Annotated in this window: 26 protein-coding genes; 16 read left to right on the forward strand and 10 right to left on the reverse strand. The window is 62.9% G+C overall.

Translation table 11 applies throughout. The features are described 5' to 3' along the window. Positions 1–231 precede the first annotated feature (231 nt). From GM909_RS08115 to GM909_RS08165, 11 genes are all read left to right on the forward strand, one after another. Entirely contained in the window at positions 232–2,217 is a 1,986-nt protein-coding gene (locus GM909_RS08115) for an AMP-dependent synthetase/ligase (RefSeq protein WP_157015705.1), read from the forward strand. Beyond that, positions 2,214–3,038, forward strand: a complete 825-nt coding sequence (locus GM909_RS08120) for an ABC transporter ATP-binding protein (protein ID WP_157015706.1) — start codon at positions 2,214–2,216, stop codon at positions 3,036–3,038. The genes GM909_RS08115 and GM909_RS08120 overlap by 4 nt, the downstream gene beginning before the upstream one ends. Positions 3,039–3,047: 9 nt before the next feature. Then, positions 3,048–4,007 (forward strand): branched-chain amino acid ABC transporter permease, encoded by a 960-nt coding sequence (locus GM909_RS08125; RefSeq protein ID WP_198174170.1) that lies wholly within the window; start codon positions 3,048–3,050, stop codon positions 4,005–4,007. Positions 4,008–4,012: 5 nt separating this feature from the next. Next, positions 4,013–5,089, forward strand: coding sequence for a branched-chain amino acid ABC transporter permease (locus tag GM909_RS08130; protein WP_157015707.1), 1,077 nt, complete (start codon positions 4,013–4,015; stop codon positions 5,087–5,089). Positions 5,090–5,190: 101 nt separating this feature from the next. Next, complete coding sequence (locus tag GM909_RS08135; protein WP_157015708.1) at positions 5,191–6,510, forward strand: ABC transporter substrate-binding protein; 1,320 nt, start codon at positions 5,191–5,193, stop codon at positions 6,508–6,510. A gap of 53 nt (positions 6,511–6,563) precedes the next feature. Further along, complete coding sequence (locus tag GM909_RS08140; protein ID WP_157015709.1) at positions 6,564–7,397, forward strand: ABC transporter ATP-binding protein; 834 nt, start codon at positions 6,564–6,566, stop codon at positions 7,395–7,397. 182 nt (positions 7,398–7,579) lie between these two features. After that, positions 7,580–7,807 (forward strand): aa3-type cytochrome c oxidase subunit IV, encoded by a 228-nt coding sequence (locus GM909_RS08145; RefSeq protein WP_157015710.1) that lies wholly within the window; start codon positions 7,580–7,582, stop codon positions 7,805–7,807. Between the two features lie 65 nt (positions 7,808–7,872). Next, entirely contained in the window at positions 7,873–9,156 is a 1,284-nt protein-coding gene (locus GM909_RS08150) for a Re/Si-specific NAD(P)(+) transhydrogenase subunit alpha (protein ID WP_157015711.1), read from the forward strand. Then, the gene (locus GM909_RS08155) at positions 9,156–9,575 is read left to right on the forward strand and encodes a proton-translocating transhydrogenase family protein (protein ID WP_157015712.1); all 420 of its coding nucleotides are present in this window, start codon (positions 9,156–9,158) and stop codon (positions 9,573–9,575) included. Before GM909_RS08150 ends, GM909_RS08155 begins: the two co-directional genes overlap by 1 nt. A 7-nt stretch (positions 9,576–9,582) precedes the next feature. Beyond that, positions 9,583–10,980, forward strand: coding sequence for an NAD(P)(+) transhydrogenase (Re/Si-specific) subunit beta (locus GM909_RS08160; RefSeq protein WP_157015713.1), 1,398 nt, complete (start codon positions 9,583–9,585; stop codon positions 10,978–10,980). Positions 10,981–11,364: 384 nt separating this feature from the next. Then, positions 11,365–12,453: a YeeE/YedE family protein gene (locus tag GM909_RS08165; protein WP_157015714.1), complete on the forward strand. Its 1,089-nt coding sequence runs from the start codon at positions 11,365–11,367 to the stop codon at positions 12,451–12,453. 12 nt (positions 12,454–12,465) lie between these two features. On the opposite strand, the gene GM909_RS08170 is transcribed toward GM909_RS08165, so the two are convergent. The 9 genes from GM909_RS08170 to GM909_RS08210 all read right to left on the reverse strand — a co-directional run bounded on the left by GM909_RS08170 (position 12,466) and on the right by GM909_RS08210 (position 20,477). Continuing rightward, entirely contained in the window at positions 12,466–13,578 is a 1,113-nt protein-coding gene (locus tag GM909_RS08170) for a c-type cytochrome (RefSeq protein WP_157015715.1), read from the reverse strand. After that, entirely contained in the window at positions 13,562–14,827 is a 1,266-nt protein-coding gene (gene soxC / locus GM909_RS08175; RefSeq protein WP_157015716.1) for a sulfite dehydrogenase, read from the reverse strand. Before soxC ends, GM909_RS08170 begins: the two co-directional genes overlap by 17 nt. Positions 14,828–15,038: 211 nt before the next feature. After that, the gene (gene soxB / locus GM909_RS08180; protein ID WP_157015717.1) at positions 15,039–16,730 is read right to left on the reverse strand and encodes a thiosulfohydrolase SoxB; all 1,692 of its coding nucleotides are present in this window, start codon (positions 16,728–16,730) and stop codon (positions 15,039–15,041) included. A 94-nt stretch (positions 16,731–16,824) separates the two neighbouring features. Beyond that, positions 16,825–17,643, reverse strand: a complete 819-nt coding sequence (gene soxA / locus GM909_RS08185; RefSeq protein WP_407941262.1) for a sulfur oxidation c-type cytochrome SoxA — start codon at positions 17,641–17,643, stop codon at positions 16,825–16,827. Positions 17,644–17,725: 82 nt separating this feature from the next. Beyond that, complete coding sequence (soxZ, locus tag GM909_RS08190) at positions 17,726–18,052, reverse strand: thiosulfate oxidation carrier complex protein SoxZ (RefSeq protein WP_157015719.1); 327 nt, start codon at positions 18,050–18,052, stop codon at positions 17,726–17,728. 21 nt (positions 18,053–18,073) lie between these two features. Next, entirely contained in the window at positions 18,074–18,532 is a 459-nt protein-coding gene (gene soxY, locus GM909_RS08195; protein WP_157015720.1) for a thiosulfate oxidation carrier protein SoxY, read from the reverse strand. Positions 18,533–18,558: 26 nt separating this feature from the next. Then, entirely contained in the window at positions 18,559–19,023 is a 465-nt protein-coding gene (gene soxX, locus GM909_RS08200; protein ID WP_157015721.1) for a sulfur oxidation c-type cytochrome SoxX, read from the reverse strand. A gap of 123 nt (positions 19,024–19,146) precedes the next feature. Then, positions 19,147–19,731 (reverse strand): thioredoxin family protein, encoded by a 585-nt coding sequence (locus GM909_RS08205; RefSeq protein ID WP_157015722.1) that lies wholly within the window; start codon positions 19,729–19,731, stop codon positions 19,147–19,149. 11 nt (positions 19,732–19,742) lie between these two features. Continuing rightward, positions 19,743–20,477 (reverse strand): cytochrome c biogenesis CcdA family protein, encoded by a 735-nt coding sequence (locus GM909_RS08210; protein WP_157015723.1) that lies wholly within the window; start codon positions 20,475–20,477, stop codon positions 19,743–19,745. Positions 20,478–20,574: 97 nt separating this feature from the next. Between GM909_RS08210 and GM909_RS08215 the strand changes: the two genes are divergently transcribed. The 3 genes from GM909_RS08215 to GM909_RS08225 are packed head-to-tail and all read left to right on the forward strand — an operon-like array spanning position 20,575 to position 22,444. Next, positions 20,575–20,943 (forward strand): thioredoxin domain-containing protein, encoded by a 369-nt coding sequence (locus GM909_RS08215; protein ID WP_235911742.1) that lies wholly within the window; start codon positions 20,575–20,577, stop codon positions 20,941–20,943. Continuing rightward, complete coding sequence (locus GM909_RS08220; RefSeq protein WP_157015724.1) at positions 20,940–21,305, forward strand: ArsR/SmtB family transcription factor; 366 nt, start codon at positions 20,940–20,942, stop codon at positions 21,303–21,305. Before GM909_RS08215 ends, GM909_RS08220 begins: the two co-directional genes overlap by 4 nt. A 44-nt stretch (positions 21,306–21,349) precedes the next feature. After that, entirely contained in the window at positions 21,350–22,444 is a 1,095-nt protein-coding gene (locus tag GM909_RS08225) for a YeeE/YedE family protein (RefSeq protein WP_157015725.1), read from the forward strand. A gap of 8 nt (positions 22,445–22,452) precedes the next feature. Here the strand turns inward: GM909_RS08225 and GM909_RS08230 are convergent, their stop codons facing one another. Next, positions 22,453–23,364 (reverse strand): MBL fold metallo-hydrolase, encoded by a 912-nt coding sequence (locus GM909_RS08230; RefSeq protein WP_235911743.1) that lies wholly within the window; start codon positions 23,362–23,364, stop codon positions 22,453–22,455. A gap of 145 nt (positions 23,365–23,509) precedes the next feature. On the opposite strand from GM909_RS08230, the gene GM909_RS08235 reads away from it, so the two are divergent. Together GM909_RS08235 and GM909_RS08240 are read left to right on the forward strand one after the other, a co-directional pair. Beyond that, positions 23,510–23,950 carry a DsrE family protein gene (locus tag GM909_RS08235; protein ID WP_198174171.1) on the forward strand — a complete coding sequence of 147 codons (441 nt, stop codon included), beginning with the start codon at positions 23,510–23,512 and terminating at the stop codon, positions 23,948–23,950. Between the two features lie 26 nt (positions 23,951–23,976). Then, a complete protein-coding gene (locus GM909_RS08240) occupies positions 23,977–24,438 on the forward strand; it encodes a DUF302 domain-containing protein (protein ID WP_235911745.1) in 462 nt (153 codons plus the stop codon). The last annotated feature ends 325 nt before the right edge of the window (positions 24,439–24,763 follow it).

Below are 24,763 nucleotides of genomic sequence, written 5' to 3' on the forward strand. Positions count from 1 at the left end.
CGTGGAAATCTTGACCCGGATAGCGGTTGCCGTCGGCCATGTGGGAGGAGGGAGGCTGCGCTGCAGCGCCAGGCCGGAACGGTCGATGGCGTCAGAACGAGAATGAGGCCGCTCGGCGCCATCCAGGTAGAGTGGCGAAGCCCGCAGGGCCGACTTGCGCCTCGGGCTCGAGCGGGCGATAAAGGTGGAACAAGCCGCCGAGACAAGGCGGATCCGGGAGGAACATGAACGATGGCTGCGACGGCTGACGCCGGCACGACGCTTGACACTTTTCCAAAATATCTCGTGTACAACGCGCAGCGTTTTGCCGACAGGCCGGCGATGCGGCACAAGGATTACGGCATCTGGCAGAGCTGGAGCTGGAAGGAACAGCTCGACGAGGTTCGCGCATTCGCCGTGGGGCTGAAGGGCATCGGGCTCGAGCGGGGCGACAGGATCGCCATCGTCGGGTCGAACCGGCCGCGCCTCTACTGGACATTTGCCGCCGCCCAATCCCTCGGTGCCGTGCCGGTGCCGGTCTATGCCGATTCGGTGGCCGAGGAGATGGCCTATGTCCTCGACCATGCCGAGGTGCGTTTCGCCGTGGTCGAGGATCAGGAGCAGGTCGACAAGCTGCTTTCGATCGCCGAGAAGGTGTCGACGCTCAAGCATATCGTCTATGACGAGCCGCGCGGCATGCGCGACTACGAGCACGAACACCTGCACGACTATGCCGCGCTGCGCGAGGCCGGTCTTTCGGCATTGGCCGCTTCGCCGGACGCGGCGGCCGACTGGGAGGCGTCGGTAGCCGCCGGCAAGGGCGGCGATCTGGGCATCATGCTCTACACGTCGGGCACCACGGGCCGGCCGAAGGGCGTCATGCTGTCGAACGACAATCTGGTGAAATCGGCGTTGCACGGCAACGCCTTCGACAATCTCGGCGTCGACGAGACGACGATCGCCTATCTGCCGCTGGCCTGGGTGGGCGATCACGTCTTCTCCTATTCGCAATCCTACACCGCCGGCTTCTGCGTCAGCTGTCCGGAAGGTGCCGAGACCGTGACCGAGGACCGCCGCGAGATCGCTCCGACCTACTTCTTCGCGCCGCCGCGCGTCTTCGAGAGCATGCTGACCTCGATCATGGTGCGCATGGAGGATGCCGGACGATTGAAGAAGTGGTTGTTCGACCACTTTCTCGCCCATGCCCGCAAGGTCGGCGAGCCGCTCCTCAACGGTGAGAAGGTCGGGGCCTGGGACCGCATCAAATATGCGCTCGGCGAGTTCTTCATCTACGGTCCGCTGAAGGATGGCATGGGCCTGTCGCGGCTGCGCGTCGGCTATACGGCGGGCGAGGCGATCGGGCCGGAACTGTTCAGCTTCTACCGTTCGCTGGGGCTCAACCTGAAACAGCTCTACGGCCAGACGGAAGCCTGTGTCTACATCACCGCCCAGCCGGACGGCCAGATCCGTCCCGACACGGTCGGCCTCCCGTCGCCCGGCGTCGAGGTGAAAATCGCCGACAACGGCGAGGTGATGTACCGCTCCGACGGCGTCTTCATCGGCTACTACAAGAACGATGAGGCGACCCGCTCGACGAAGACGTCCGAGGGATGGGTGCATACGGGCGATGCGGGCTTCTTCGATCCGGAAGGGCATCTGAAGATAATCGACCGCGCCAAGGATGTCGGCAAATTGAAGTCCGGCGCGCTGTTTGCGCCGAAATACATCGAGAACACGCTGAAATTCTTCCCCGACATCAAGGAGGCGGTGGCCTTTGGCGACGGACGGGATTTCTGCGCGGTCTTCATCAATATCGACCTGCATTCGGTCGGCAACTGGGCCGAGCGCAACAATATCGCCTACGCCTCATATCAGGACCTTGCGGCCCATCCAGAGGTCTACAGAACGATTGCCGAACATGTCGAGCAGGCCAACCGGCGGCTGGCCTCCGAACCGCTCATGGCCGCCTCGCAGATCAGGCGGTATCTGGTCCTGCACAAGGAACTCGACGCTGACGACGGCGAACTGACCCGCACGCAGAAGGTGCGCCGGTCCTTCATCGCTGAGCGCTATGGCGAGCTCATCGAGGCACTCTACGACGGTTCGAACGAGAAATATGTCGAAACCGAGATGACCTATGAGGACGGCCGCAAGGGCAAGGTGCGCGCCACCGTGCGCATCGTCGACGCCAAGGTCCATGACGCACCGGCGGAGACGGTGATGGAGGCGGCCGAATGAATGTGCAGGTCAGGTCCGATCCGTTCACGGCGCGCGACGGCGAGATTGCCAAGGGCGGCGTGCTGCTCGACGTCAGAAACGTTTCCCTCTCCTTCGGCGGGGTGAAAGCGGTCACCGACATCTCGTTCGACGTGTTGCAGGGCGAAATCCGCGCCATCATCGGGCCTAACGGCGCCGGCAAGACGTCGATGCTCAACGTCATCAACGGCTTCTACACGCCGCAGCTTGGAACGATCATCTTCCGCGGCAAGGAGCGGCGCTCGATGAAGCCGCACGAGGCGGTCGGGCAGGGCATCGCGCGCACCTTCCAGAACGTGGCGCTGTTCAAGGGCATGTCGACGCTCGACAACATCATGACCGGACGTTCGGTGATGATGAGGCGCAATATCGGCTGGCAGATGCTCTGGCACGGACCGGCGCTTGCCGAGGAGATCGAACACCGGCGCGCGGTGGAGGAGATCATCGATTTCCTGGAAATCCAGCACATCCGGCGCACGCCCGTCGGCAAGCTGCCATACGGGCTGCAAAAGCGCGTCGAGCTCGGCCGCGCGCTGGCCATGGAACCGTCGCTCCTGCTGCTCGACGAGCCGATGGCCGGCATGAATCTCGAGGAAAAGGAGGACATGAGCCGCTTCATCCTCGACGTCAACCAGCAGCGCGGCACGACGATCGCCTTGATCGAGCACGACATGGGCGTCGTCATGGACCTGTCGGACCGGGTGGTCGTGCTCGACTACGGCAAGAAGATCGCCGACGGCGTGCCCGATGTCGTCAAGGCCGACCAGAACGTCATCGACGCCTATCTCGGCGTGCCGCATTAGGAAAAAGCCATGGAAATCCTCTACGACATTCTCGTAAAGCCGTTCGTCGACATGGTCGCGGCGCCCGACTTTTTCCTGCAGGTGGTGTGGGAAGGTCTCGTCTCGGGAGTCCTTTATGCCCTCATCGCGCTCGGTTTCGTACTGATCTACAAATCCTCGCGTATCTTCAACTTCGCGCAAGGAATTATGGTCGTGTTCGCCGCCCTGACGCTGGTCGGGCTCTATGAGAAGGGCGTGCCGGCGCTTCTGGCGGTGCCGCTGACGCTTGCGGTCATGTATCTGCTCGCCATGACGATCGAACGGGTGGTGCTGCGACCGCTGGTCAACCAGCCCGACATCATCCTGTTCATGGCGACGATCGGCATCACGATGTTCCTGATCGGTTTCGGCGAGATCATCTTCGGTGGCGAGAACAAGGTGATGATCACCGAGCAACTGATGATCCCGACCGGCAGCTACATTTTTGAACCGTTCGGCGGCTTCGTTTCCATCGAGCAGAAGGACCTGACGGCGGTTGTCGGCGCCGTCGTGCTGGTGGGTGTGCTGCTGTTGTTTCTCAACAGGTCGAAAATGGGGCGCGCCATCCGGGCGCTCGGCGACGACCACCAGGCGGCACTGTCGGTCGGCATCTCGCTGTCGACCATCTGGGTGCTGGTGTGGTTCATCGCCGGCGTCATCGCGCTCGCCACCGGCATCGTGTGGGGCGCGCGGGCCGGCGTTTCCTTCGCGCTCGAGGTGATCGCCTACAAGGCGCTGCCGGTTCTCATGCTGGGCGGGCTTGAAAGCGTCCTTGGCGCCATCGTCGGCGGTCTGGCCATCGGCATCCTGGAAAAGCTGTTCGAGATCTATTGGGGTCAGCCGCTGCTCGGCGGCAACACCGAGACCTGGTTCGCCTTCGTCTTCGCGCTGATCGTGCTTCTGTTCCGGCCGCAGGGCTTGTTCGGCGAACGCATCATCGAGCGGGTGTGATCGACATGCTTTACCGTACCGCGGGCCAGTTCAAGACCAGCTACGAGGCCGATTTCGCCCTGTTCCCGGTCAAGCAGGATTCCATCCTGCTCGCTGCCGTTCTCGTGCTTGCCTTTGTCGTCTTTCCGCTGACGGCGAACGAGTTCGCCTTTCGCGCTCTTCTGATACCGGTCCTGATCTATGCGCTGGCCGCCCTGGGGCTCAATATCCTGACCGGCTATGCCGGCCAGCTTTCGCTGGGAACGGGCGCCTTCATGGGTGTCGGCGCCTATGCCTGCTACAAGCTCATCACCATCTTTCCCGAGATGAACCTCCTGGTCGCCATTGCCCTGTCGGGATTCTTCTCGGCAGCGGTCGGCGTGGCATTCGGTCTGCCGTCGCTCAGGATCAAGGGTTTCTACCTCGCCATTGCCACGCTGGCGGCGCAGTTCTTTCTCGTCTGGTTGTTCGAGAAATGGGCCTGGCTCTACAACTACAACGCCTCCGGCGCCATCCAGGTGCCGAATATCGACATGTTCGGCTTTACTGTTGCCGGTCCGAGGGCGCCTGCGATCACGCAGTATTATTTCGTCCTTATCGTGGTCAGCATCGTCACCTTCTTTGCCATCAACGTCACGCGCGGGCGCATCGGGCGCATCTGGAAATCGGTGCGCGACATGGACATTGCCGCCGAACTGGTCGGCATCAACCTGATGAAGGCCAAGCTGTCCGCCTTCTTCGTCTCGTCCTATGTCGTGGGTGTGGCCGGTGCGCTGTTCGTGTTTGCCTGGCGCGGCGCGGCCGAGCCGAACCTGTTCGACATCCCCCTGTCGTTCCGGGTGCTGTTCATCGCCATCATCGGCGGGCTGGGCTCGATCCTCGGAAATTTCCTCGGTGCGATCCTGATCGTCGCCCTGCCGGTGGTGCTGGGCTTTCTGCCGGATGTGTTCGGCGTGCCGATCAGTTCGTCGGCGGTGGAACATTTGAACGTGATGATTATCGGTGCTTTGATCGTCACATTCCTGATCGTCGAGCCGCACGGGCTGGCGCGGTTCTGGGCGGTCATCAGGGAGAAGCTGATTATATGGCCGTTCCCGCATTGACGCGGGACAAGACAACAAAAAGATTGCGGCTGCAGGGCCGCTGAAGGCGGGGTTGGTTCGCCCGCTCCTCTTGGGAGAAACGGACAAGTGGAGGAGAAGACATGAAAACGCTATTGAAGAATGCGCTGATGGCCGGCGCCTTGGCTGCGGGCACGGCGTTCGCCGCGCAAGCGGCGATGGCCCAGGATTCCATCTATCTGCCCAATCTGTCCTACCGGACGGGACCGTTCGCCTCGACCGGCATTCCGCTGATGAACGGCCAGCGCGACTACATGATGATGCTCAACGAGCGCGATGGCGGCGTCAACGGCGTCAAGCTTGGCTATGACGAGTGCGAAACCGGCTACAACACCGAAAAAGGGGTCGAGTGCTACGAAAAGACCAAGGCGGATGCGGCGATCACGCAGCCATGGTCGACCGGCATCACGCTGCAGGTCCTGCCGAAGACGAATGTCGACAAGATCCCGGTGCTCGCGCCCGGTTACGGCTTCTCGCCGATGGCCGACGGCAAGACCTTCCAGTGGGCCTTCAATCCGCCGGCATCCTATTGGGACGGCGCGTCGATGATCCTGAAAGCGATCTCCGACGGCAATCTCGACAATCTCGAGGGCAAGAAGATTGCACTGCTGCATCTCGACCATCCCTACGGCAAGGAGCCCATCCCGCTGTTCGAGGCGATGGCCGAAAAGCACGGCTTCACCTTCCTGCCGATCCCGGTCGGACTGAAGGAGATGCAGAACCAGTCGGCTCAATGGCTGCAGATCCGTCGCGAGCGTCCCGACTTCGTCTTGATGTGGGGCTGGGGCGCGATGAACGCCGGCGCCATCACCGAGGCGGCCAAGACGCGCTATCCGATGGATCAGTTCATCGGCATCTGGTGGTCGTCGCTCGACAGCGATCTGAAGCTGGTCGGTGAAGAGGGCAAGGGCTACCGCGCGATCTCGTGGAACGTGCCCAATTCCGATTCGCCGGTCATGCAGGACATCAAGAAATACGTCGTGGACCCCGGAAAATCGCTGATCAACCAGGGAGAAGGCGAGTTCGACTGGGTGTTCTACCAGCGCGGTGTCATGATCTCGATGATGCTGGTCGAGGGGATCAAGGCGGCGCAGGAGGAGTTCGACGCCAAGGTTCCCACGCCCGAGCAGGTGCGTTGGGGCCTGGAGAACCTCAATATCGACGAGGCAAAGCTGGAAGAACTCGGCATGACCGGCATGCTCGTGCCGTTCAAGACGTCGTGTGCCGACCATACCGGTCATGGCGGCGGCTGGATGCTCGAATGGAATGGCTCCAAATTCGAGAAGGTGTCCGACCTGATCACGCCCGACCGCGAGGCGATCGCGCCGCTGGAAGCGGAGAAGGCCAAGGAATATGCCGAGGCCAATGCGCCATGGCCGGTCAACGACGAGTGCAAGATGTAGGCGAGAGATCCCTCCCCCCTGAGGGGAGGGCCCCGCCCCAGATCGGAGCCGCCATGACCAGTCCCGCGCCACGCCCTGAACCAACTGAACCGATCCTGTCGGTCAATAATATCGAGGTGATCTACGATCACGTGATCCTGGTGCTGAAGGGGGTGTCCCTGTCGGTGCCCAATGGCGGCATCACGGCTTTGCTGGGGGCCAATGGCGCCGGCAAGACGACGACACTGAAGGCGATCTCCAACCTGCTCCGGGCCGAACGCGGCGAGGTGACGAAAGGGTCCGTCGTGTTCGGCGGCGAGCAGGTGCAATCGCTTTCGCCGAACGACCTGGTGCGCCGCGGCTGCATCCAGGTCATGGAGGGACGCCATTGTTTCGGCCATCTGACCGTGGAGGAGAATCTCCTGACCGGCGCCTTCACGCGTCGCGACGGGCCAGGCGCCGTCAATGCGGACCTGGAAATGGTCTATGGCTATTTCCCGCGGCTGAGGGAACGCCGCACGAGCCAGGCCGGCTACACCTCCGGCGGTGAGCAGCAGATGACGGCGATCGGCAGGGCGCTGATGTCGCGGCCCAAGATGATCCTGCTCGACGAACCCTCCATGGGGCTGGCGCCGCAACTCGTCGAGGAGATCTTCGAGATCGTCAAGAAGCTCAACGACGATCAGGGCGTTTCCTTTCTGCTCGCCGAGCAAAATACCAATGTCGCTCTGCGCTATGCCAAATATGGCTATATTCTGGAGTCCGGCCGCATCGTGCTTGACGGCGATGCAAAGGCGCTGCGCGAGAACGAGGACGTGAAGGAATTTTACCTCGGCGTCGGCGGCGAGGGGCGCCGGTCGTTCAAGGACGTCAAGCATTACAAGCGGCGCAAGCGCTGGCTGGCGTGAAACTCGCACCGGTTGGCGCGGTTCCCACTTGAAATGATTTCTGGTATACGTTATGCCATAGAAAATGCTGGATCGCTGGCTGCGGCGAAATGTGTTGCGGTGGCGATGCGGCCTTATCCTCCATTGCCCTTTCGGCGCCTTTTCGTTATGTGCCGGTAGACCAATTCTGGAGAGGTTGCCCGATGGCTGACAAAACACCGACCGGCCCCGTCGAGCTAGGTGCTGAGATGGATTATGCCGAGCATGAAAAGACCTATTCGCTCTTTCTGAACATCTCGAAATATCTTTGCATCATCTGCGCAGCGCTTTTGATCGCGATGGCCTGCGGTTTCTTTGCCGGGTTCGGCCTGATTTCCTCCACGCTGCTGTTCGTCATCATCGTCGGCCTCGGCTCCTACCTGCTGCGCTGACACGCCCCCGCGCCGCATCGGCGGCGGGTGGCCTGAGACGGTTCCAACCGAAAAGGGAGAAGGCGGTGGGACAGACCGTATTTGTGCCTAAGGAAACGGCTTCCGGAGAGGGGCGCGTCGCAGCGTCGCCGGAGACGGTCAAGCGTCTGGGTGGTCTTGGTCTGGCAGTCGTGGTCGAGCGCGGCGCCGGAGAGGGCTCGCGCATTCCCGATGGCGATTTCGAGGCTGCGGGCGCAACGATCGGCGGGTCTGCGGAAGCGGGCAAGGCCGATATCGTGCTCAAGGTGCGCCGGCCGACCGAGAGCGAACTGAAGACCTACAAAAAAGGCGCGGTCGTCCTCGCTTCGATGGACCCCTATGGCAACGAGGGGGCTGTCGCGGCCATGGGCAAGGCCGGCATATCCGCCTTCGCCATGGAATTCATGCCGCGCATCACGCGCGCGCAGTCGATGGACGTTCTGTCGAGCCAGGCAAACCTGGCCGGCTATCGGGCGGTCATCGATGCTGCGGCAGCCTATGACCGCGCACTGCCGATGATGATGACGGCGGCGGGTACTGTGCCGGCAGCCAAGATCTTCGTCATGGGCGCGGGCGTTGCCGGCCTGCAGGCGATCGCCACGGCGCGGCGCCTGGGCGCCGTCGTGACGGCGACGGACGTGCGCGCGGCTGCCGGAGAGCAGGTCGCTTCGCTCGGCGCCAAGTTCATCATGACGGATGCGCTGAAGGATGCCTCGGGCGAGGGCGGCTATGCGCGCGAGCTCACCGAGGCGGAGAAGAGGGCGCAGGCCGATCTCGTCGCCGACCACATCGCCAAGCAGGACATCGTGATCACCACGGCGCTCATTCCGGGCCGCCCGGCGCCGCGCCTGGTGTCGGCCGCGATGGTCGCCTTGATGAAGCCGGGTTCGGTCATCGTCGATCTGGCGGTGGAACGCGGCGGCAATGTCGAAGGGGCAAAGGCGGACGAGATCGTCACGACAGGCAACGGCGTGAAGATCCTCGGGCACACCAACATGGCCGGCCGCGTGGCGGCCTCGGCCTCGGCGCTTTATGCCAAGAACCTCTTTGCCTTCCTGGAGACGCTGGTCGACAAGGAGAAGCAGGAACTCGCCATCGATCGTGAGGACGAATTGGTCAAGGCGACGCTTTTGACGGATGGCGGCAAGGTCGTGCACCCGGCATTCGCCGATGTGGCGTCGAAGCCCGAGAAGAAGCCTGCAAAAAAGACGCCGGCGAAGAAGACGGCTGGCAGCACGGCCAAGCCTGCGGCGAAGAAGCCGGCTGCGAAACGAACGGCCAAGACGGAAACCGCTACCGGGCAATCACCCAAGGCGGAGGGAGAAGGCTGATGGAAAAGAGTGTGTTGGAGCAGGCGTTGGACCAGCTCGACCGGGCCTCGGCGGCGGCGCGGCTGGCGCTGGAGCAGATCGAGGGGTCTGCGGACGCGGCCGGCGCTTTGGCGCATGGCGCCACCGGCGGGGCGATCGACCCCTTCGTCTTCCGCTTCGCCATCTTTGTGCTGGCGATCTTCGTCGGCTATTACGTGGTCTGGTCGGTGACCCCGGCGCTGCACACACCCTTGATGTCGGTCACCAACGCCATTTCCTCGGTGATCGTCGTCGGTGCGCTGCTGGCGGTCGGCATTTCGGCCAGCGGCCTGGCGACCGGCTTCGGTTTCATTGCGCTGGTGCTGGCCTCGGTCAACATCTTCGGCGGCTTCCTGGTCACCCAGCGGATGCTCGCCATGTACAAGAAGAAAGAGAAGTGAGCTGACGATGAACGCCAATCTCGCTTCTTTCCTTTATCTCGTTTCCGGCATCCTCTTCATCCTCGCGTTGAGGGGGCTTTCGCATCCCACGACGAGCCGGCAGGGCAACTATTTAGGCATGGCCGGCATGGCGATCGCAATCGCCACCACGCTGGCGCTCGCCGTTCCGTCCTCGGGCGGTTTCGGGCTGATCGTTCTCGGACTGGCCGTCGGCGGCGGCATCGGCGCGGTGATCGCCCGGCGTATCGCCATGACCGCGATGCCGCAGCTCGTCGCCGCCTTTCACAGCCTCGTCGGCCTGGCCGCCGTGATGGTGGCGGCGGCGGCACTTTATACGCCGGAAAGCTTCGGCATCGGCGCGCTGGGCGCCATCCACGGACAGGCACTGGTCGAGATGAGCCTCGGCGTGGCGATCGGCGCCATCACCTTCACCGGCTCCATCATCGCCTTCCTCAAGCTCGACGGCCGCATGTCCGGCAAGCCGATCATGTTGCCCATGCGGCACGTGGTCAACGCCGGCCTGGCGATTGCGCTGGTGCTGCTCATCATCCTTCTGGTGACCACGCAGAGCCACACGGCCTTCTGGCTGATCGTTCTATTGTCTCTGGTACTCGGCGTTCTGATCATCATCCCGATCGGTGGCGCCGACATGCCGGTGGTCGTGTCGATGCTCAACTCCTATTCGGGCTGGGCGGCGGCCGGCATCGGCTTCACGCTCGGCAACCTGGCGCTGATCATCACCGGTGCGCTGGTCGGTTCTTCCGGCGCGATCCTGTCCTACATCATGTGCAAGGGGATGAACCGCTCCTTCATCTCCGTCATCCTGGGTGGTTTCGGTGGCGAAACGGCCGCCGCAAGCGATGACGGGATCGAACGCACGGTCAAGCAGGGCTCGGCCGACGACGCGGCCTATCTGATGCAGAATGCGCAGAAGGTCATCATCGTGCCGGGCTACGGCATGGCTGTCGCCCAGGCGCAGCATGCGCTGAGGGAAATGGCCGACAAGCTGAAGGAGGCCGGCGTGGAGGTCAAATACGCCATCCACCCGGTCGCCGGCCGCATGCCGGGCCACATGAACGTGCTGCTCGCCGAAGCCAATGTGCCGTATGACGAGGTGTTCGAGCTCGAGGACATCAACTCCGAGTTCGCCCAGGCCGACGTCGCCTATGTCATCGGCGCCAATGACGTGACCAACCCGGCGGCGCGCGACGACAAGACCTCGCCCATCTACGGCATGCCGATCCTCGACGTCGACAAGGCGCGCACCTGCCTCTTCGTCAAGCGCTCGCTCGGCTCGGGCTATGCCGGCATCGACAACACGCTGTTCTACAAGGACGGCACCATGATGCTTCTGGGCGACGCCAAGAAGATGACCGACGACATCGTCAAGGCACTTGAAGTCTGACAGCAATTCCGGACCGGGCCGCCCCGTGGCGGTACCGGACCGAGCTGCCGCGGGCCGCGTTCTGACCGCTTTTTCGAGTGACGGTGTGAGGCGGTCCCGCGGGCTGCCTCACCAGCATGATCCATGCGTGCCCGTCGAGGCCGAAGTGGTGCCTGTCACAATGGAACACTCACCGCCGACCAGGGTCCCGACTGTGAGCGGGCCGAAGCGCTGATGGGCATGCCGAGCGATGTTCCAGGGCATCGGACGCAGCCATGGAACAGATAACTATTTTGACTGCGACGCACGGTTGATTGATCCCCTTGCATCCCCGCAGGCGCATATTCATGCCCTGAAATTTGCCTGTGGTCGGATATTCTCCAGGAATTCAATGGAAGCAGAGTGATGGATCTTGTTCCACTCATAGAGCGGTTTGGCGAGCCAGGAGCCGCGGCCCTTGGCGGCGCCGCGATCGCGCTGGCATTCGGCTTTTTTGCCCAGCGCAGTGCGTTCTGCACCCGTTCGGCGGTTCTCGATATCGTCCGCGGCAGGGACCTGAAAGCGCTCGCCACCTGGAGCGCCGGTTTCGCCGCCGCCGTTCTCAGCGTCCAGCTTCTCCTCACCTTTGGCCAGTTGGATGTGGTGGAGACGCGTTTCTTCTCCACTGCGCAGTCTCTCTCGGGTGCGCTGATCGGCGGCGCGCTGTTCGGGCTCGGCATGGTTCTCACACGCGGCTGCATTTCCCGCCTGCTGGTGCTGTCGGCTACCGGCAATCTGCGCGCCCTCTACGGCAGCATCATCGTCGGCGTTGTGGGCCTTGCGACCTATAGCGGCGTGCTGGTGCCGTTGCGCGATGCGCTCGGCGGATTGTGGAGCACGGCACAGATCGGCGGCAACGACATTCTCGCCCATGCCGGCCTCGGCCAAGGGGCGGGTGTCGTGGTCGGGCTTGTCTTGGCTTTCGGAGCACTCGCGCTGTCCCTCAGATCCGGCCTGTCGCCGTGGCGGAATCTGGGTGGCGTCGGCGTCGGGCTCACCGTCGCGGCAGGCTGGTGGTTCACCTATACGCTGTCCCTTCAGGTCTTCGAGCCGATCCAGGCCGAAAGCCTTTCCTTCATCCGGCCGCTCGCCACCACAGGCGAACTCGCGATCGGCAACGGCGCGGTTGCCAGCCTCGACCAGGGGGTGCTCGCCGGCGTTCTGATCGGCGCCTTCGTTGCCGCCGTCCTGTTTCGTGATTTCCGCGTGGTCACCTTTTCAGATCCGGGCGCGCCTTCGGTGCTGCGCTATACCGCAGGCGCCGCGCTGATGGGCTTCGGCGGCATCCTCGCGGTTGGCTGCACGGTTGGCGCCGGTCTAACGGGAGGATCGGTGTTGGCGCTTTCCTCGATCGTGGGGCTTGCAGCGATGGTGACGAGCGCGGCGATTGCCGACCGCGTTGTCGACGGGCGAGCGGTGAAATCCGGCGGACAAATGCCTGCCCCGGCGGAATAGGCGCCGGCTCTCCTAATCGATCGAGCCGCCTGAAGCCTCGTCCTCGTTCCCATCCTCCGGCGTCACGTCCAGCACCGCGGCGTGCATGGTGATCTTGGCCTTGCCCGGCTTGCAGTTCCTCATGCAGGGATCGGCGGCTTCCGCGTAGTGCGGCTCCGAAAGCCTGTCGTCCACGACGAAACCATCCTCGTTCGGCAGCTCGATCGAGGTGAAATTCTCCTTGCTGAGCTCGAATTCCTGATCGGTAACAACGTCGTTGAGGTAGAGCACATAGGCCGTGAGCGCATAGACCTCGTCATCGGTCAGCGAGCGCGCGTCGCCGAACGGCATGGCGCGGCGGATATAGTCGTAGACGGTGGAGAGATAAGGCCAGTAGGAGCCGATCGTCTTGACCGGCCGCTCCCGGGTCAGCGTGTCGAAGCCGCCGGCCAGCACCGGCCAGCGCCCGATCGCCTCGCCGAAATCGCCGTGGCACGAGGCGCAGCGTTCGGTATAGAGCGGCTCGCCTTCCATCACCGTTCCGCTGCCTTCCGGCAGCCCCAGCCCGTCCGGGCGCACGTCGATGTCCCAGGCGGTGATCTCCTGTTCCGTGGCCGGGCGGCCGAGATGCAGCACACCATGGGTTGGGATGGGCCGCACGATCGCAGTCTTTTCTTCCGGGGTTGGAGCTTTCCCTTCCGCCCTCGCCTCCGGCTCCACGACGGGAGCGGATGCTTCCTCGGCCGGTGCCGTATCCGCCTGTTTGGAAAAGCGCTTCAGATAAGCCGTGAGATCGGAGACATCTCCTTCGTCTTTCAACCCCGGGAAAGCCATACGCGTGCCTTTGACCGAGGCGCGCGGGTTGGCCAGGAAGTGGCCCAGCGTTTCTTCATCCCAGACCAGGCCGCTTGCGCCGGCTTCCTTCATCGCCTTGGAATAGTTGAAGCCCTCAATTGTGCCGGCAGTGCGGCCGAACAGCTCGTTCAGATGAGGGCCTATGCGATTCCTGGCGCTATCGCCCACCATGTGGCAGGCCTTGCATTTTGCGAACACCTTTTCGCCGGCCGTTGCATCCTGCGCGTGCGCCGCTGCGGGGATGGCCAGCAAGGTGGCGGCCGCGACAACGACCTCAAGAAATCTCGACATTTTCGACCGCTCCATCTTTAGCGACATGCCAGGTCTGGATTCCGTTGTTGTGGTAGATCGAATTCTCGCCACGCGCGGCGCGCAGCTCGTTTTTCGTCGGCTGCACGAAGCCTTTTTCATCGATGGCGCGGGATTGCAGGAAGAGCTCCGAGCCGTCCCAATCGAATTCGTGGTAGAAGCGGTGCAGGGCCTTGGAAAAGCTCGGCCCGTCAAGCCGCGCCGTCGTCCAGTTGCGGCCGCCATCGAGGGAAACATCCACTCGGCTGATCGCGCCGTTGCCCGACCAGGCGAGCCCCGTCAGGACCGCGCGCCCCTTGCCATGGGTGATCGGCGCCTGCGGGCTGGGGCTGGTGATGACGGACTTCACGTCCATCACCCAGGTGAAGCGCCGCGCCTTTCCATTGGCGAGCAGGTCGGTGTATTTCGACGTTTCCTCGCGCTGGTGCCAGGGTTTGTCGCCGACCTCGATGCGGCGCAGCCACTTGACCCACATATTGCCTTCCCATCCGGGCAGGACCAGGCGGAGCGGATAGCCCTGTTCGGGTCTCAGGGCTTCGCCGTTCATCTTCCATGCGACCAGGCAATCCTCCAGCCCCTTTTCGAGCGGCAGTGAACGCGTCATCGCGGATGCGTCCGCGCCTTCGGCGAGCAGCCACTTGGCGCTCTCCTTCACGCCGGCTTCGCGCAGCAGGTGCTTGAGCCGCACGCCCGTGTACATCACGCAATGCACCATGCCGTGCGTGTACTGGCAGCCGTTGAGCTGGGCGCCGCGCCATTCCATGCCCGAATTCGCCGCACATTCCAGGAAATAGACATGGTTTTCGCGCGGAAAGCGCATCAGGTCGCCCATCGTGAAGACCAACGGGGTCTCCACCAGGCCGTTGATCATCAGCCGGTGCTGTGCGGGATCGATGTCCGCGATGCCGGCATGGTGGCGCTCGAAGCAAAGCCCGTTCGGCGTGATGATGCCGTCCAACTCGTGGAGAGGGGTGAAATTCACCGAAGAGATCGGGTCCGCCGTCAGCCAAGGCACGTCCTGGCGGACGACATGGCTTTCATATTGCGACGGATGGCCATAGGGCCGCGCGTCGACGCCGTCGCCGAGGTAGCGGTTCCAGTCCTGGACTTCGGTGATCGCCGGATCGCCTTCGGCCATGGCGCGGCCGGACACTGCCGCTGCGGCCGCTGCAGCGCCTGCCGTCAGGCCGCCTTTGAGAAAGCTGCGCCGGGAGGATTTCATTTCGGTCATTGCCCGCAGGTCCCGAGTATCGCGTGAAATCAATACATATGATTTTTTATATGTATCACGCTGGACCGGCGCTGTCCAACCCAAACGGCAGGATGATTTCAGCGCGCGTTCGCTTCAAACGGACACGTTTGAAGCAAAGATATGCGCGCCAGATCAATATGCCGGAACATGTACCTTTCGCTCAAACGATTCCGTTTGAGCGGGACATGCTCTATCCGGCGATGGCGACCGAGCGGTTTTCCTCCAGGCGAACCACGGGATTGTTTGCCAGATATTCCTCGACCACGTCCCAGATCGGCGGGCCTTCGGTTTCCTCGTTCACGGAAGCCCAACCGCCGACCACATAGTCCTTGGCGGAATCGATCGGCTCCCCGGTCTTGAGCAATGTCATTGCGGACACGCGGCTGCCCATTTCGGCTTGCGGATCGATCGTGTAGGCCATGCCACCGACGCGCACCATGTCGCCGCCCTGCTGGTAATACGGATCCTTGTTGAACAGATTGTCGGCCACATCCTCGAGGATCGCCTTGATCGTCTCGCCGCTCATGGTCGAGCGGTATGCCGCCGGGTAGGTCATGGCGCAGGCGCTGTAGAGATCCTCAACGGTGATCGCCTGGCCGGGCAGCAGCGACGCGCCCCAGCGGAATCCGGGCGACAATGAGATGTCGGCCTCACGGACCTCCATCAGCGCCTGGCAGAAAAGATCGTCGAACGTCCCGTTGAAATTGCCGCGCCGGTAGAGGAGCGACTCGGTGGTGGCCAGCTCGCGCTTGAGTTCCGCCTCATGGGGCTCGCGAAGGCGGGAAACGAGGCTCGTGGTTTCCGCGTCCGGGGTGATCACGTCGGAGAAGATCGGGATCAGCCGGTGGCGGAAGCCCTTCATCTCACCACCCTGCACGTCGAGATCGAGGCGGGTGACGAATTTCCCGTGCGAGCCGCTGGCGATCACCAGCGTCTTGCCGACGACGACAGGTTCGGGAAGCGCATCGTGGGTGTGGCCACTCAGGATGACGTCGATGCCGGGAACGCGCGACGCCAATTTGCGATCCACATCGAAACCGTTGTGGGATAGGAGGACGACAAGCTCTGCACCATCGGCGCGCGCGGCCTCGACATTCGCCGCCACGTCTTCTTCACGAATGCCGAACGACCAGTCGGGAATCAGCCAGGAGGGATTGGCGATCGGCGTATAGGGGAAGGCCTGCCCGAGAACGGCGATCTTCACGCCGCCCTTCTCGAACAGCTTATAGGCTTCGAATGCCGGCTCGTTCCACTCCGCGTCATAGATGTTGCCGCCGAGGAAGGGAAAAGCCAGCCCGTCGATGATTTCCTGGACGCGCTCGGTGCCATAGGTGAACTCCCAATGGCCGGTCATGGCGTCGGGCGACAGGGTATTCATCGCCTCGACCATGTCCTGTCCCTTGGTCTGAAGCGCGGTGTAGCTGCCCTGCCACGTGTCGCCGCCATCGAGCAGCAGCATGTTGTCGGCGCGTTCGGCGCGGATGCGCTTGACCACCGTCGCGATGCGGTCGAAGCCGCCCATCCTGCCATAGGTATTGGCAAGGGCGGTGAAGTCGTCCGAGGTCAGCGCATAGGCTTGCGGGCTGCCGGGCTCGATGTCGTACAGCTTCAGGAAATCCGCGCCGGTGACATGCGGTGGCAGGCCGGCGGCTTCGCCGACGCCGATATTGGCCGAAGGCTCGCGGAAATAGAGGGGCATCAGCTGCGCGTGGATGTCGGTCAGGTGGACCAGCGTCACATTGCCGAAGCTGCGGAAATCGAGAAGGTCGTTCTCGGTCAATCCCTGCTGGGCCGCGGCGCGCGACCAGTTGCCGATAAGCGCGGGACTGGCGAGCGCCGACAAGGCGGCGCCGGCCATCAGGAATTCGCGTCGTGAAATCATTCGCCCGTCTCGCAATCAGGTTTCACCGGTCCGGCGGCTGGCCAGAGTCTCTCATTGCCGGATGATGGCGGGCCTGCTCGCCCGCCGGACCATGTTATTGGCGGACCGCGGGTGTCTCGACCGACAATCCCGTGCCGCGCCAGGTCACGTAGACTTCCAGCGCCATAAGCTCGTCGGAGAAAGCGTCCGGAAACTCCGCCCGCGTATCGCGGATGCAGCCGCGAAAGCGATTGTGCAGCGAAACCATGTTCGCCTGCTTGAGCCGATAGGTGGGAAAGCCGTTGGCCTGGCCCTGGCTCAGATGGTCGGCGCGGATGTGCTGGCCGGAATTGGCCTCATGGCAGGAAGCGCAGGCCAGATTGAGCTGTCCGGTGCGCAGATAATATCGTTCCTTGCCGTGCTCCCACCAGCTTTGCATCTGGCCCTCGCCAAGGTCGAGTTCCACCGGTTCGCCGAGCGACTGATGCTTGATGAAGGTGGTGAGCGCCTTCTGCTCGCCGGCATCGAACTTGTATGGCTCGAGGCCCATCTGTTCGACGCGGCATTTGTCGATCTGAAGTTCGATGTTGATCGGCCGCTCGGAATCCGCATCCCAGGTCGGATAATGCGCAGCGACGCCGGCCATGCTTTCGGCCGCGTCGTCATGGCAGGACGCGCAGGACTTGCCCGCCGCTCCCTCGACGGTGTTCCAGATTTCCTCTCCGCGCTCGACATAGAGCATGCCCGGATTCTCGAACGAATCGGCCTCCAGAGCCCGCGTCTCCGCCTCGCGGAACAGCCAGCCCGAGAGCACGTCGTCAAAGGGGAGGCCTTCGGCCGCCTTTGTCCGCGTCGTCATCTCGACGCCGTCGATGCTGAGCGTCTCTTCGACCGGCTCGGCCAGTGCCGCCGGCAGTGCCAGCGCACAGGCCAGGACTGCGCCTGCGCCGATTGCGGCAAGTTTCCTGTTCACGGCCATCCTCCCAAGCTGTGCCGCGCTCCGGCGGCCCCCGACCTTACTTCACTTCGATCTGTTTTTCGGTTTCGTAGACCGAACCGTCATCGTCTACCCAGGCGAATTTGAAGGTCCCGCTTTCAGCCACCTTGGCATTGAACTCAAAATAGGGATTTGCCGAAATTGCCGGATCGATATCGCACGAGAACACCGGCTGCCCGTTGAAGTCGCAGGTGAACTTGTTGATGATCTTGCGCGGGATCGTGTCGCCTTGCTTGTCCTTGCGCTGACCGGACTCCATCTCGTGGCTGATCAGCGTCTTGATCGTAATTACCTCGCCGGCCGCAGCCGACTTCGGCACCTTTACGCGTGGTTTGGGAGTAGCCATCCGAATAGTCCTTCCTGAAGGTCAGCCGCCGCAGCCGCCGATGGTCACCTTGACCTCTTTCTTGTCCATATAGAACGTTCCATCAGCCATCTTCGCGAGGGCGATCACGTTCTGCGTCTTGGCCAGCCGCATGCGCGTCGTGGCGGCGGCGGCACCGCTCATCGGCGTGAAGTTGAAGGTGGCCACGCCGGGATTTGGATTGTCCTCGGCCAGGATCATCACCGATTCGACCATGTCGTCGCCGCTCATCGCGCTGTCGACGCTCACGGAAATCGGCACGGTGTTGCCGTTCTCGGCGATCTCCGGCGCTTCCAGAGTGAGCTTGCCCGGTCCTTCCGGAACCGCGCCGCCGGTGAATGCCTTGATCGCGGCCTCCGTCTCGGCGACATCGGCGACAGCCGGGACCGTGCGCAACCCCGCGACTGCGAAGACAGCCGCGCCCGCGGTAAGCCCCAGGGCCTGACGTCTGTTGATGTTCATTCCTCTTTCTCCTTGCGCTAGCGCGCCTATTCCTTGAGCGTGGCGAGATACGCCACCACGTCCTCGACCTGTTGCGCCCTCAGGATGGTCTTGCCGACCCTATCCTCGGCGACATTCACTCCCACAGAGAGCGAGTAAAAACCGGGCATGACCGTCTGCTCGCCGAACATCTCCTTGGCGTCGGCCACGATGGCGCGAAGCTGAGCCGGCTCCCAGCGCGATCCGACATCGTCCAGAGACGGTCCCACCGTTCCGTGGAAAAGCTCTTCCTGCATGGCCGAATTGATGTGGCAAGCCAGGCAGTTGCCAAGCTTCCGGTTCTTGAAGATCTCGGCACCGTTGTCCGGATTGCCGGACGCTCCGCTCAGCGAAGCCTCGACCGTGAAATCCTCGTACATGACCTCGTCCGGCGGGACAACATCCCCGGCTGAGGCAATGCTTGCCGGCAGCATGAAGACCGCTGCCGCCAAAGATATCTTTGCAAGTTTCATCGGAATGCCATCCTCCCCTTACCGGCCACGGCGTCCGGGCAAAACCCCTCAGCAGCCAGGCTAGCCGGGCCGGGGGTAATGTTCAATCGAAAAATATGATTTTCTGCATATATAGCGGGGTTGCTACTCATTGAGCCGTCCCGCAGTACGCAACTCGTCGAGTTTGCGGGCATGATATTTCTGGAAATGCTCTTCGCCTTCGTATCCCTTGTCGTCGACCCACTGGAACATATGCAGAAAGGTCCATTTGCCGAATGCGCCGGGCATCGTCGCGACCGCGGCCTCGCCAACCGACCTGTCCTGCGGCGGCTCCTCGGGAAGGAACACGATGGTCGGCGTGAAGACGTAGCCCCATTTGCGCACGGCCGTCTTTTCGGTCAGCACCTCGCCGTCCAGATCGGTGACCTCCTCGTCTCCGAACATGTTGTACTGGACGACGATGAAATTGGCCTTGATGAAGTCGCGCACCTCCGGGTCCGAAAGCAGTTCCTCGTGCATTTTCGCACAGTAGATGCAGCCGCGCTGCTCAAAAACGATGGCAAGGCGCTTGCCCTCGGCAGCGGCCGTCTCGATGTCCTCGGCGATATCGCGGAAGGTGATGGAGAACCAATCCTCCTTGTGGAGCCCATCGTCGCCCAGTTCCGCCGACGAGGCGGGCATGGAAAATGCAGCGAGCAAGACGAATGCGGCAAGAATCGATCTGAGCATGGCAGCAACTCCTATCCGATGGTCTGGAATACCGGAAACGTTTCAAGCAGCCAGTAGGAAATTATCGACATCTGCCCGGTGATGAACAGCACGCCGGTGACGACCAACAGCCCGCCCATGGCCATCTCGACCTTGTGCATATGCTTCCTGAACCTGGCCGCCCAGTCGAGAAATCGGCTTGCAAAAAGAGCGGCCAGAAGGAAAGGAATTCCAATTCCGAGCGAATATACGCTCAGCAGTCCCGCGCCGCGCGCGGCCGTCCCTTCAGAGCCGGCGACGAACAAAATTGCCGCCAGCACGGGACCGACGCAGGGCGTCCAGCCGAAGGCGAAGGCGAGCCCCAGCACATAGGCGCCGACCGGTCCGGCAGGCTTTGCGTCCAGATGCATCCGGGCCTCCCGATAGAGCAGTCCGATTCGGAAGAGGCCGAGGAAGTGCAATCCCATGATGATGATGACGACGCCGGCGATGACGGAGAGCACATCGAAATATTGAGCGATCGTCTTGCCGACGACGCTCGCCGTTGCGCCGAGCGCCACGAAAACCGTGGTGAAGCCGAGCACGAATGCGAGGGCCGCCACCACGATGCGGCGCTTGCGGCCCGCTTCAAGGTCCCCGGACTTCAATTCATCGAAGCTTACGCCGGCGAGCCATGCCAGATATGGCGGCACGAGTGGCAGGACACAAGGCGACACGAACGACAGCAGTCCGGCCACCAACGCGCCCCCAACGCTCACGTCCAGCATCGTACAATCCTTGGCAACACCGCAGCGTAAATGCGCCGCATACGCTTGGAAGATATTCGAATATTCCTATATATTGCAAACCACAATAGGAGCCATCATGGACGTGTTCAGGAAAATTGTTCTAGCGCTGGCACTTGCGATGGTCGCGACAACCCACGCTCGGGCAGCCGAACTGGTGATGCTGGAGCGGCCGGGCTGCGTGTGGTGCGCCAGGTTCGATGAGGAGATCGCGCCCGCCTATCCGAAGACGGAACAGGGCCGCCGCGCTCCGCTTCGCCGCGTCGACATTACCGAAGCGTGGCCGGACGACCTCGAGGGCATAGCCGGCGAGCGCATCACCCCCGCATTCCTGCTTATCGCCAGGGGCGAGGAAATCGGCCGCATCCGCGGCTATCCCGGCGACGAATTTTTCTGGTATCGTCTCGACGAGCTTATCGCCAAGCTTGACCAGCCGGAGCATCCATGAGCCTGCCCAAGTTGAAACCCGGCCACGCGCCCGACGATTTCAAGCAGCTCCTGGAGCAGGCGCGCAAGGCAAGCGACCTGCTGAAGGCGCTGTCGCATGAAAGCCGGCTTCTCATCCTGTGCCTTCTGGTCGAAGGCGAGAAATCGGTCTCCGAACTCGAGGAGACCATGAACATGCCGCAGGCCTCCGTTTCGCAGCAACTGGCGCGGCTGCGCCTGGACGGGCTGGTCAATACGCGCCGCGATGGCCGCGTCATCTACTACTCGATCGCCTCGAAGGAGGTGTCGTCGGTGATCGAGGCGCTCTACGACCTGTTTTGTGCACCGGTGCGCGGGGCGGAAGCGAGGGACCGTCAAACTTAGAGGCGGTGTGCCGCCGATGCGCGGCATATGCCGGGAGGAGAAGGATGGAAATCGCGGGATCGCCGCTGTTCCTGCTGCTGGCGGGAGTTCTGGCGGGGGCGGCGATGGGCTATGCCGCGCGGCGACACCATTTCTGCACCATGTCGGCACTGGAGCGGCACTGGTATGCCGGCGACAGCAAAGGTCTGCGCACCTGGGTTCTTTCGGCGGCAGTGGCACTCGTTCTGACTCAAGGGCTGGCCTTGGCCGGCTATATCGACCTGCGGCAAAGCTTCTATCTGCTGCCTTCGTTCGGCCTGGCCGGTGCAGTCCTCGGCGGCCTCGCCTTCGGTTTCGGCATGGCGCTCTGCGGCACTTGCGGCTTCGGCGCCCTGACGCAGGCGGGCGGGGGCAGTTTGCGCTCGTTCGTCGTTCTTCTCGTGATGGGCCTGTCGGCACTCGCCGCCCAGCGCGGCCTGGTCGCACAGGTCCGGGTCACAATCGTTGACGATCTGGCGCTCGATCTGTCGTTTGCCGGCGACCAGTCGCTCGGATCCCTGGCGAGCACGCTCGCGGGTATCGACCTCCGCTTGGCGACGGCGGGTCTCGTCGCCATGCTGCTTTCGTGGTGGATCTTCCGTGAGCCCACCTTTCGTGCCGCATATGGCAGGATTGCCGCCGGCACGGTCATCGGTGCTGCAATCGCATTCGGCTGGGTGGCCACGACGCTCGCCGCACGATATTCCTTCGAACCGGTGCAAATCGAAGCGGGCTCCTTCGTGGTGCCCGTCGCCGACACCATCCTGCATACGGTGGCCTTCACCGGGGTGTGGCCCGATTACGGAGTCGGATTGGTTGCGGGCGTGGTGATCGGTGCCGCCATCTGCGCCTGGCATCGCCGTGATGCGCGCTGGGAAGCCTGCGACGACGCACGCGAGTTGGGCCGACACCTTGCCGGCGGTTTCCTGATGGGCGTGGGCGGCGTTTTCGCCATGGGCTGCACGATCGGGCAAGGCGTCAGCGCCGTCTCGGTATTGGCGCTCTCGGCCCCGATCGTCATCGCCTCGATCTTCGCCGGCGCCCGGATGGGCCTTGCCTATCTGATCGAGGGTTCGCCTCTGGCCGCCTTCCGCCGGACCGGGCCGACGCCGGCAGAATGAGCACCCGTTCAGGCGGCGGCGAACCGATATGCGCCCGCCTGGCGCTCGACCGTTCCGACGCCCGGGTGCGGCAGGTGGAACCCGATCAGGCGTGCCTTCTCGACAGCTAGCCGGTCGAGCAGCTTCGCCCTGGCAGCCGCCGCCAAGTCCGGCTCCTGGTCGGCGCCGGCACGCAGCTCCGGCCGGACGAATGAGGCCAGGTTGGTGATCGCGTCGCCCGCCACGAGCACCGGCTCGGCGCCGCCATATACCATGAAGGAAACATGCCCGGGCGTATGGCCGGCGGTATCGACAGCCTCCACCGCGGGAAAGACCTCCGCGCCCGGCTTGAAGAGCGTGATCTTTTCGCCGATGACCTCCAGGCGGTTCTGTGCACCGACGACGAAGCTCTTGCGTTCCTCGGGCATTTTTTCGAGCGTATCGTCCGCGCGCCAGAACTCCCATTCGGCCTCGGCCATCCGGTAACCGGCATTCGGGAAGACGAGCTCGTCGAAATCGTCAAGGACACCCCACAGGTGATCCGGATGGGCATGGGTGAAGATGACATCCGTGACGTCGGCCGGGTCGATCTCCGCCGCCTCCAGGTTTTCGACAAGCCTGCCGGTGGTCTGCATAAAGTTCGGGCCGGCGCCGACATCGAAGACGGCCAGCCGGTCTCCCGAGCGAAGAAACGTCACATTGCAGTCGGGATTGTAGCCGCCACTCGGCATGCCGCTTTCGGCGAGCAGTGCCTTCAGTTCCTCCTGCGGGAGATCGGGAAACACGAAATCGAGCGGCAGGCTCATATGTCCGTCGCCAACGACGATTATCTCCGCATCTCCGGCGGTCAGGCGCCCGATCGCGCGGGCGGCTGGGGCAACAAGCCCGGCAAGGGGCAGTGCGATTGCCGCCTTTACCAGGTCGCGACGCGAAATGAGCATTTGCCGGCCTCCATCCATTCCGGCCGATTTCGGGCGCCGGATTTGACACATTCGATTTTTCGCATCTTTATTGGTTTCGTTGGTCCGGTCAATGCGTGCTACTGCAGGGGAGCAAAAAGGCGGCGACGGGACAAGGGAGGAAGGGATGTTTGCAATGCGATCCGCGGCGATGGCCGCCGCTATTTTTACCGCCGCAGTCACCGCCCAGGCTCAGGAGAGCGTTCACAAGCTCGCCATTCATGTCGATCAAAACGATCCTGCGGTCATGAATCTGGCACTCAACAACGCCCAGAACGTCAAGAACCATTACGAGGCCAGGGGCGAGAAGGTGGAAATCGAGATCGTCGCCTACGGGCCGGGGCTCAACATGTTCGTCGCCGCAAAGAGCCCGGTGAAGGAGCGCATCGCGGCGATGTCGCTGGAAAGTCCGGAGATCACCTTTTCCGCCTGCGAGAATACGCTCCAAGGAATGATCAAGAAGGCAGGCGAGGAAGTGCCGCTGGTCAGCGAGGCGGCGATGGTTCCCTCGGGTGTGGTGCGGCTGATGGAACTGCAGGCCGATGGCTACGCCTATGTGAGGCCGTGAACGACGATGGCATGGGGAGATCGATGATGACGCGTGTGTGCGCCGCCCGGTTCGGCATCGCTGCAGGGCTCATGCTTTCAGCGTATGGAGCCCAGGCGCAGGATGACGTCACGCTTTACCAGACTGATGCCGCGTTCGAGGATGTCGCATTCGGTGTCGAAGGCGCGATCATCAATCTCGGCTATGTGGTCGACCACCACGGCAATATCGCTGAGATGCTCGCGCGCACCGCCGGAGATGTCGGCGCGGAAACAAAGCTCTACCGCAATGCCGAGTTCTTCCAGTTCTGCTCCGCCGTCGTCTCGCGGAATGTCATGGAAGAGAACGTCGCCAATATCGCCTATTGCCCCTACATCATCTTCGCCTATGAGCTCGAAGCCGAGCCGGGCACCGTCAATGTCGGCTTTCGCCGCCTGCCCGGAGGTGAGGGCCGCGATCAGGTCAACGAAATCCTGGACGGAATCGCACAAGAATCGGTCGGCCGATAGCTGCCAGCCTGCTTTGCAGGATGGAGGCTTCGTCTCACGGCCTACGGAGCCGGCGCTAAACACTTAGAACATGTCCCGCTCAAACGGTGACGTTTGAGCGAAAGGTACATGTTCCAGCATATTGATCTGGCGCGCATATCTTTGCGTCAAACGGTTCTGTTTGAAGCGAACGCGCGCTATGAGGGGCTGCCACCGCCGGCGCCGCCATCGCCGCCGGGACCGCCAGGGCTGCCCGATCCGCTGGCGCCGCTGCCGCCGCCACCCGTTCCGCCTGCGCCGCCCGTCGAACCACCGGCACCACCGCCGCCACCGCTGCTGCCTCCGG

This window comes from Mesorhizobium xinjiangense, assembly GCF_009749525.1.
Taxonomy (GTDB): Bacteria; Pseudomonadota; Alphaproteobacteria; order Rhizobiales; family Rhizobiaceae; genus Mangrovimarina; species Mangrovimarina xinjiangensis.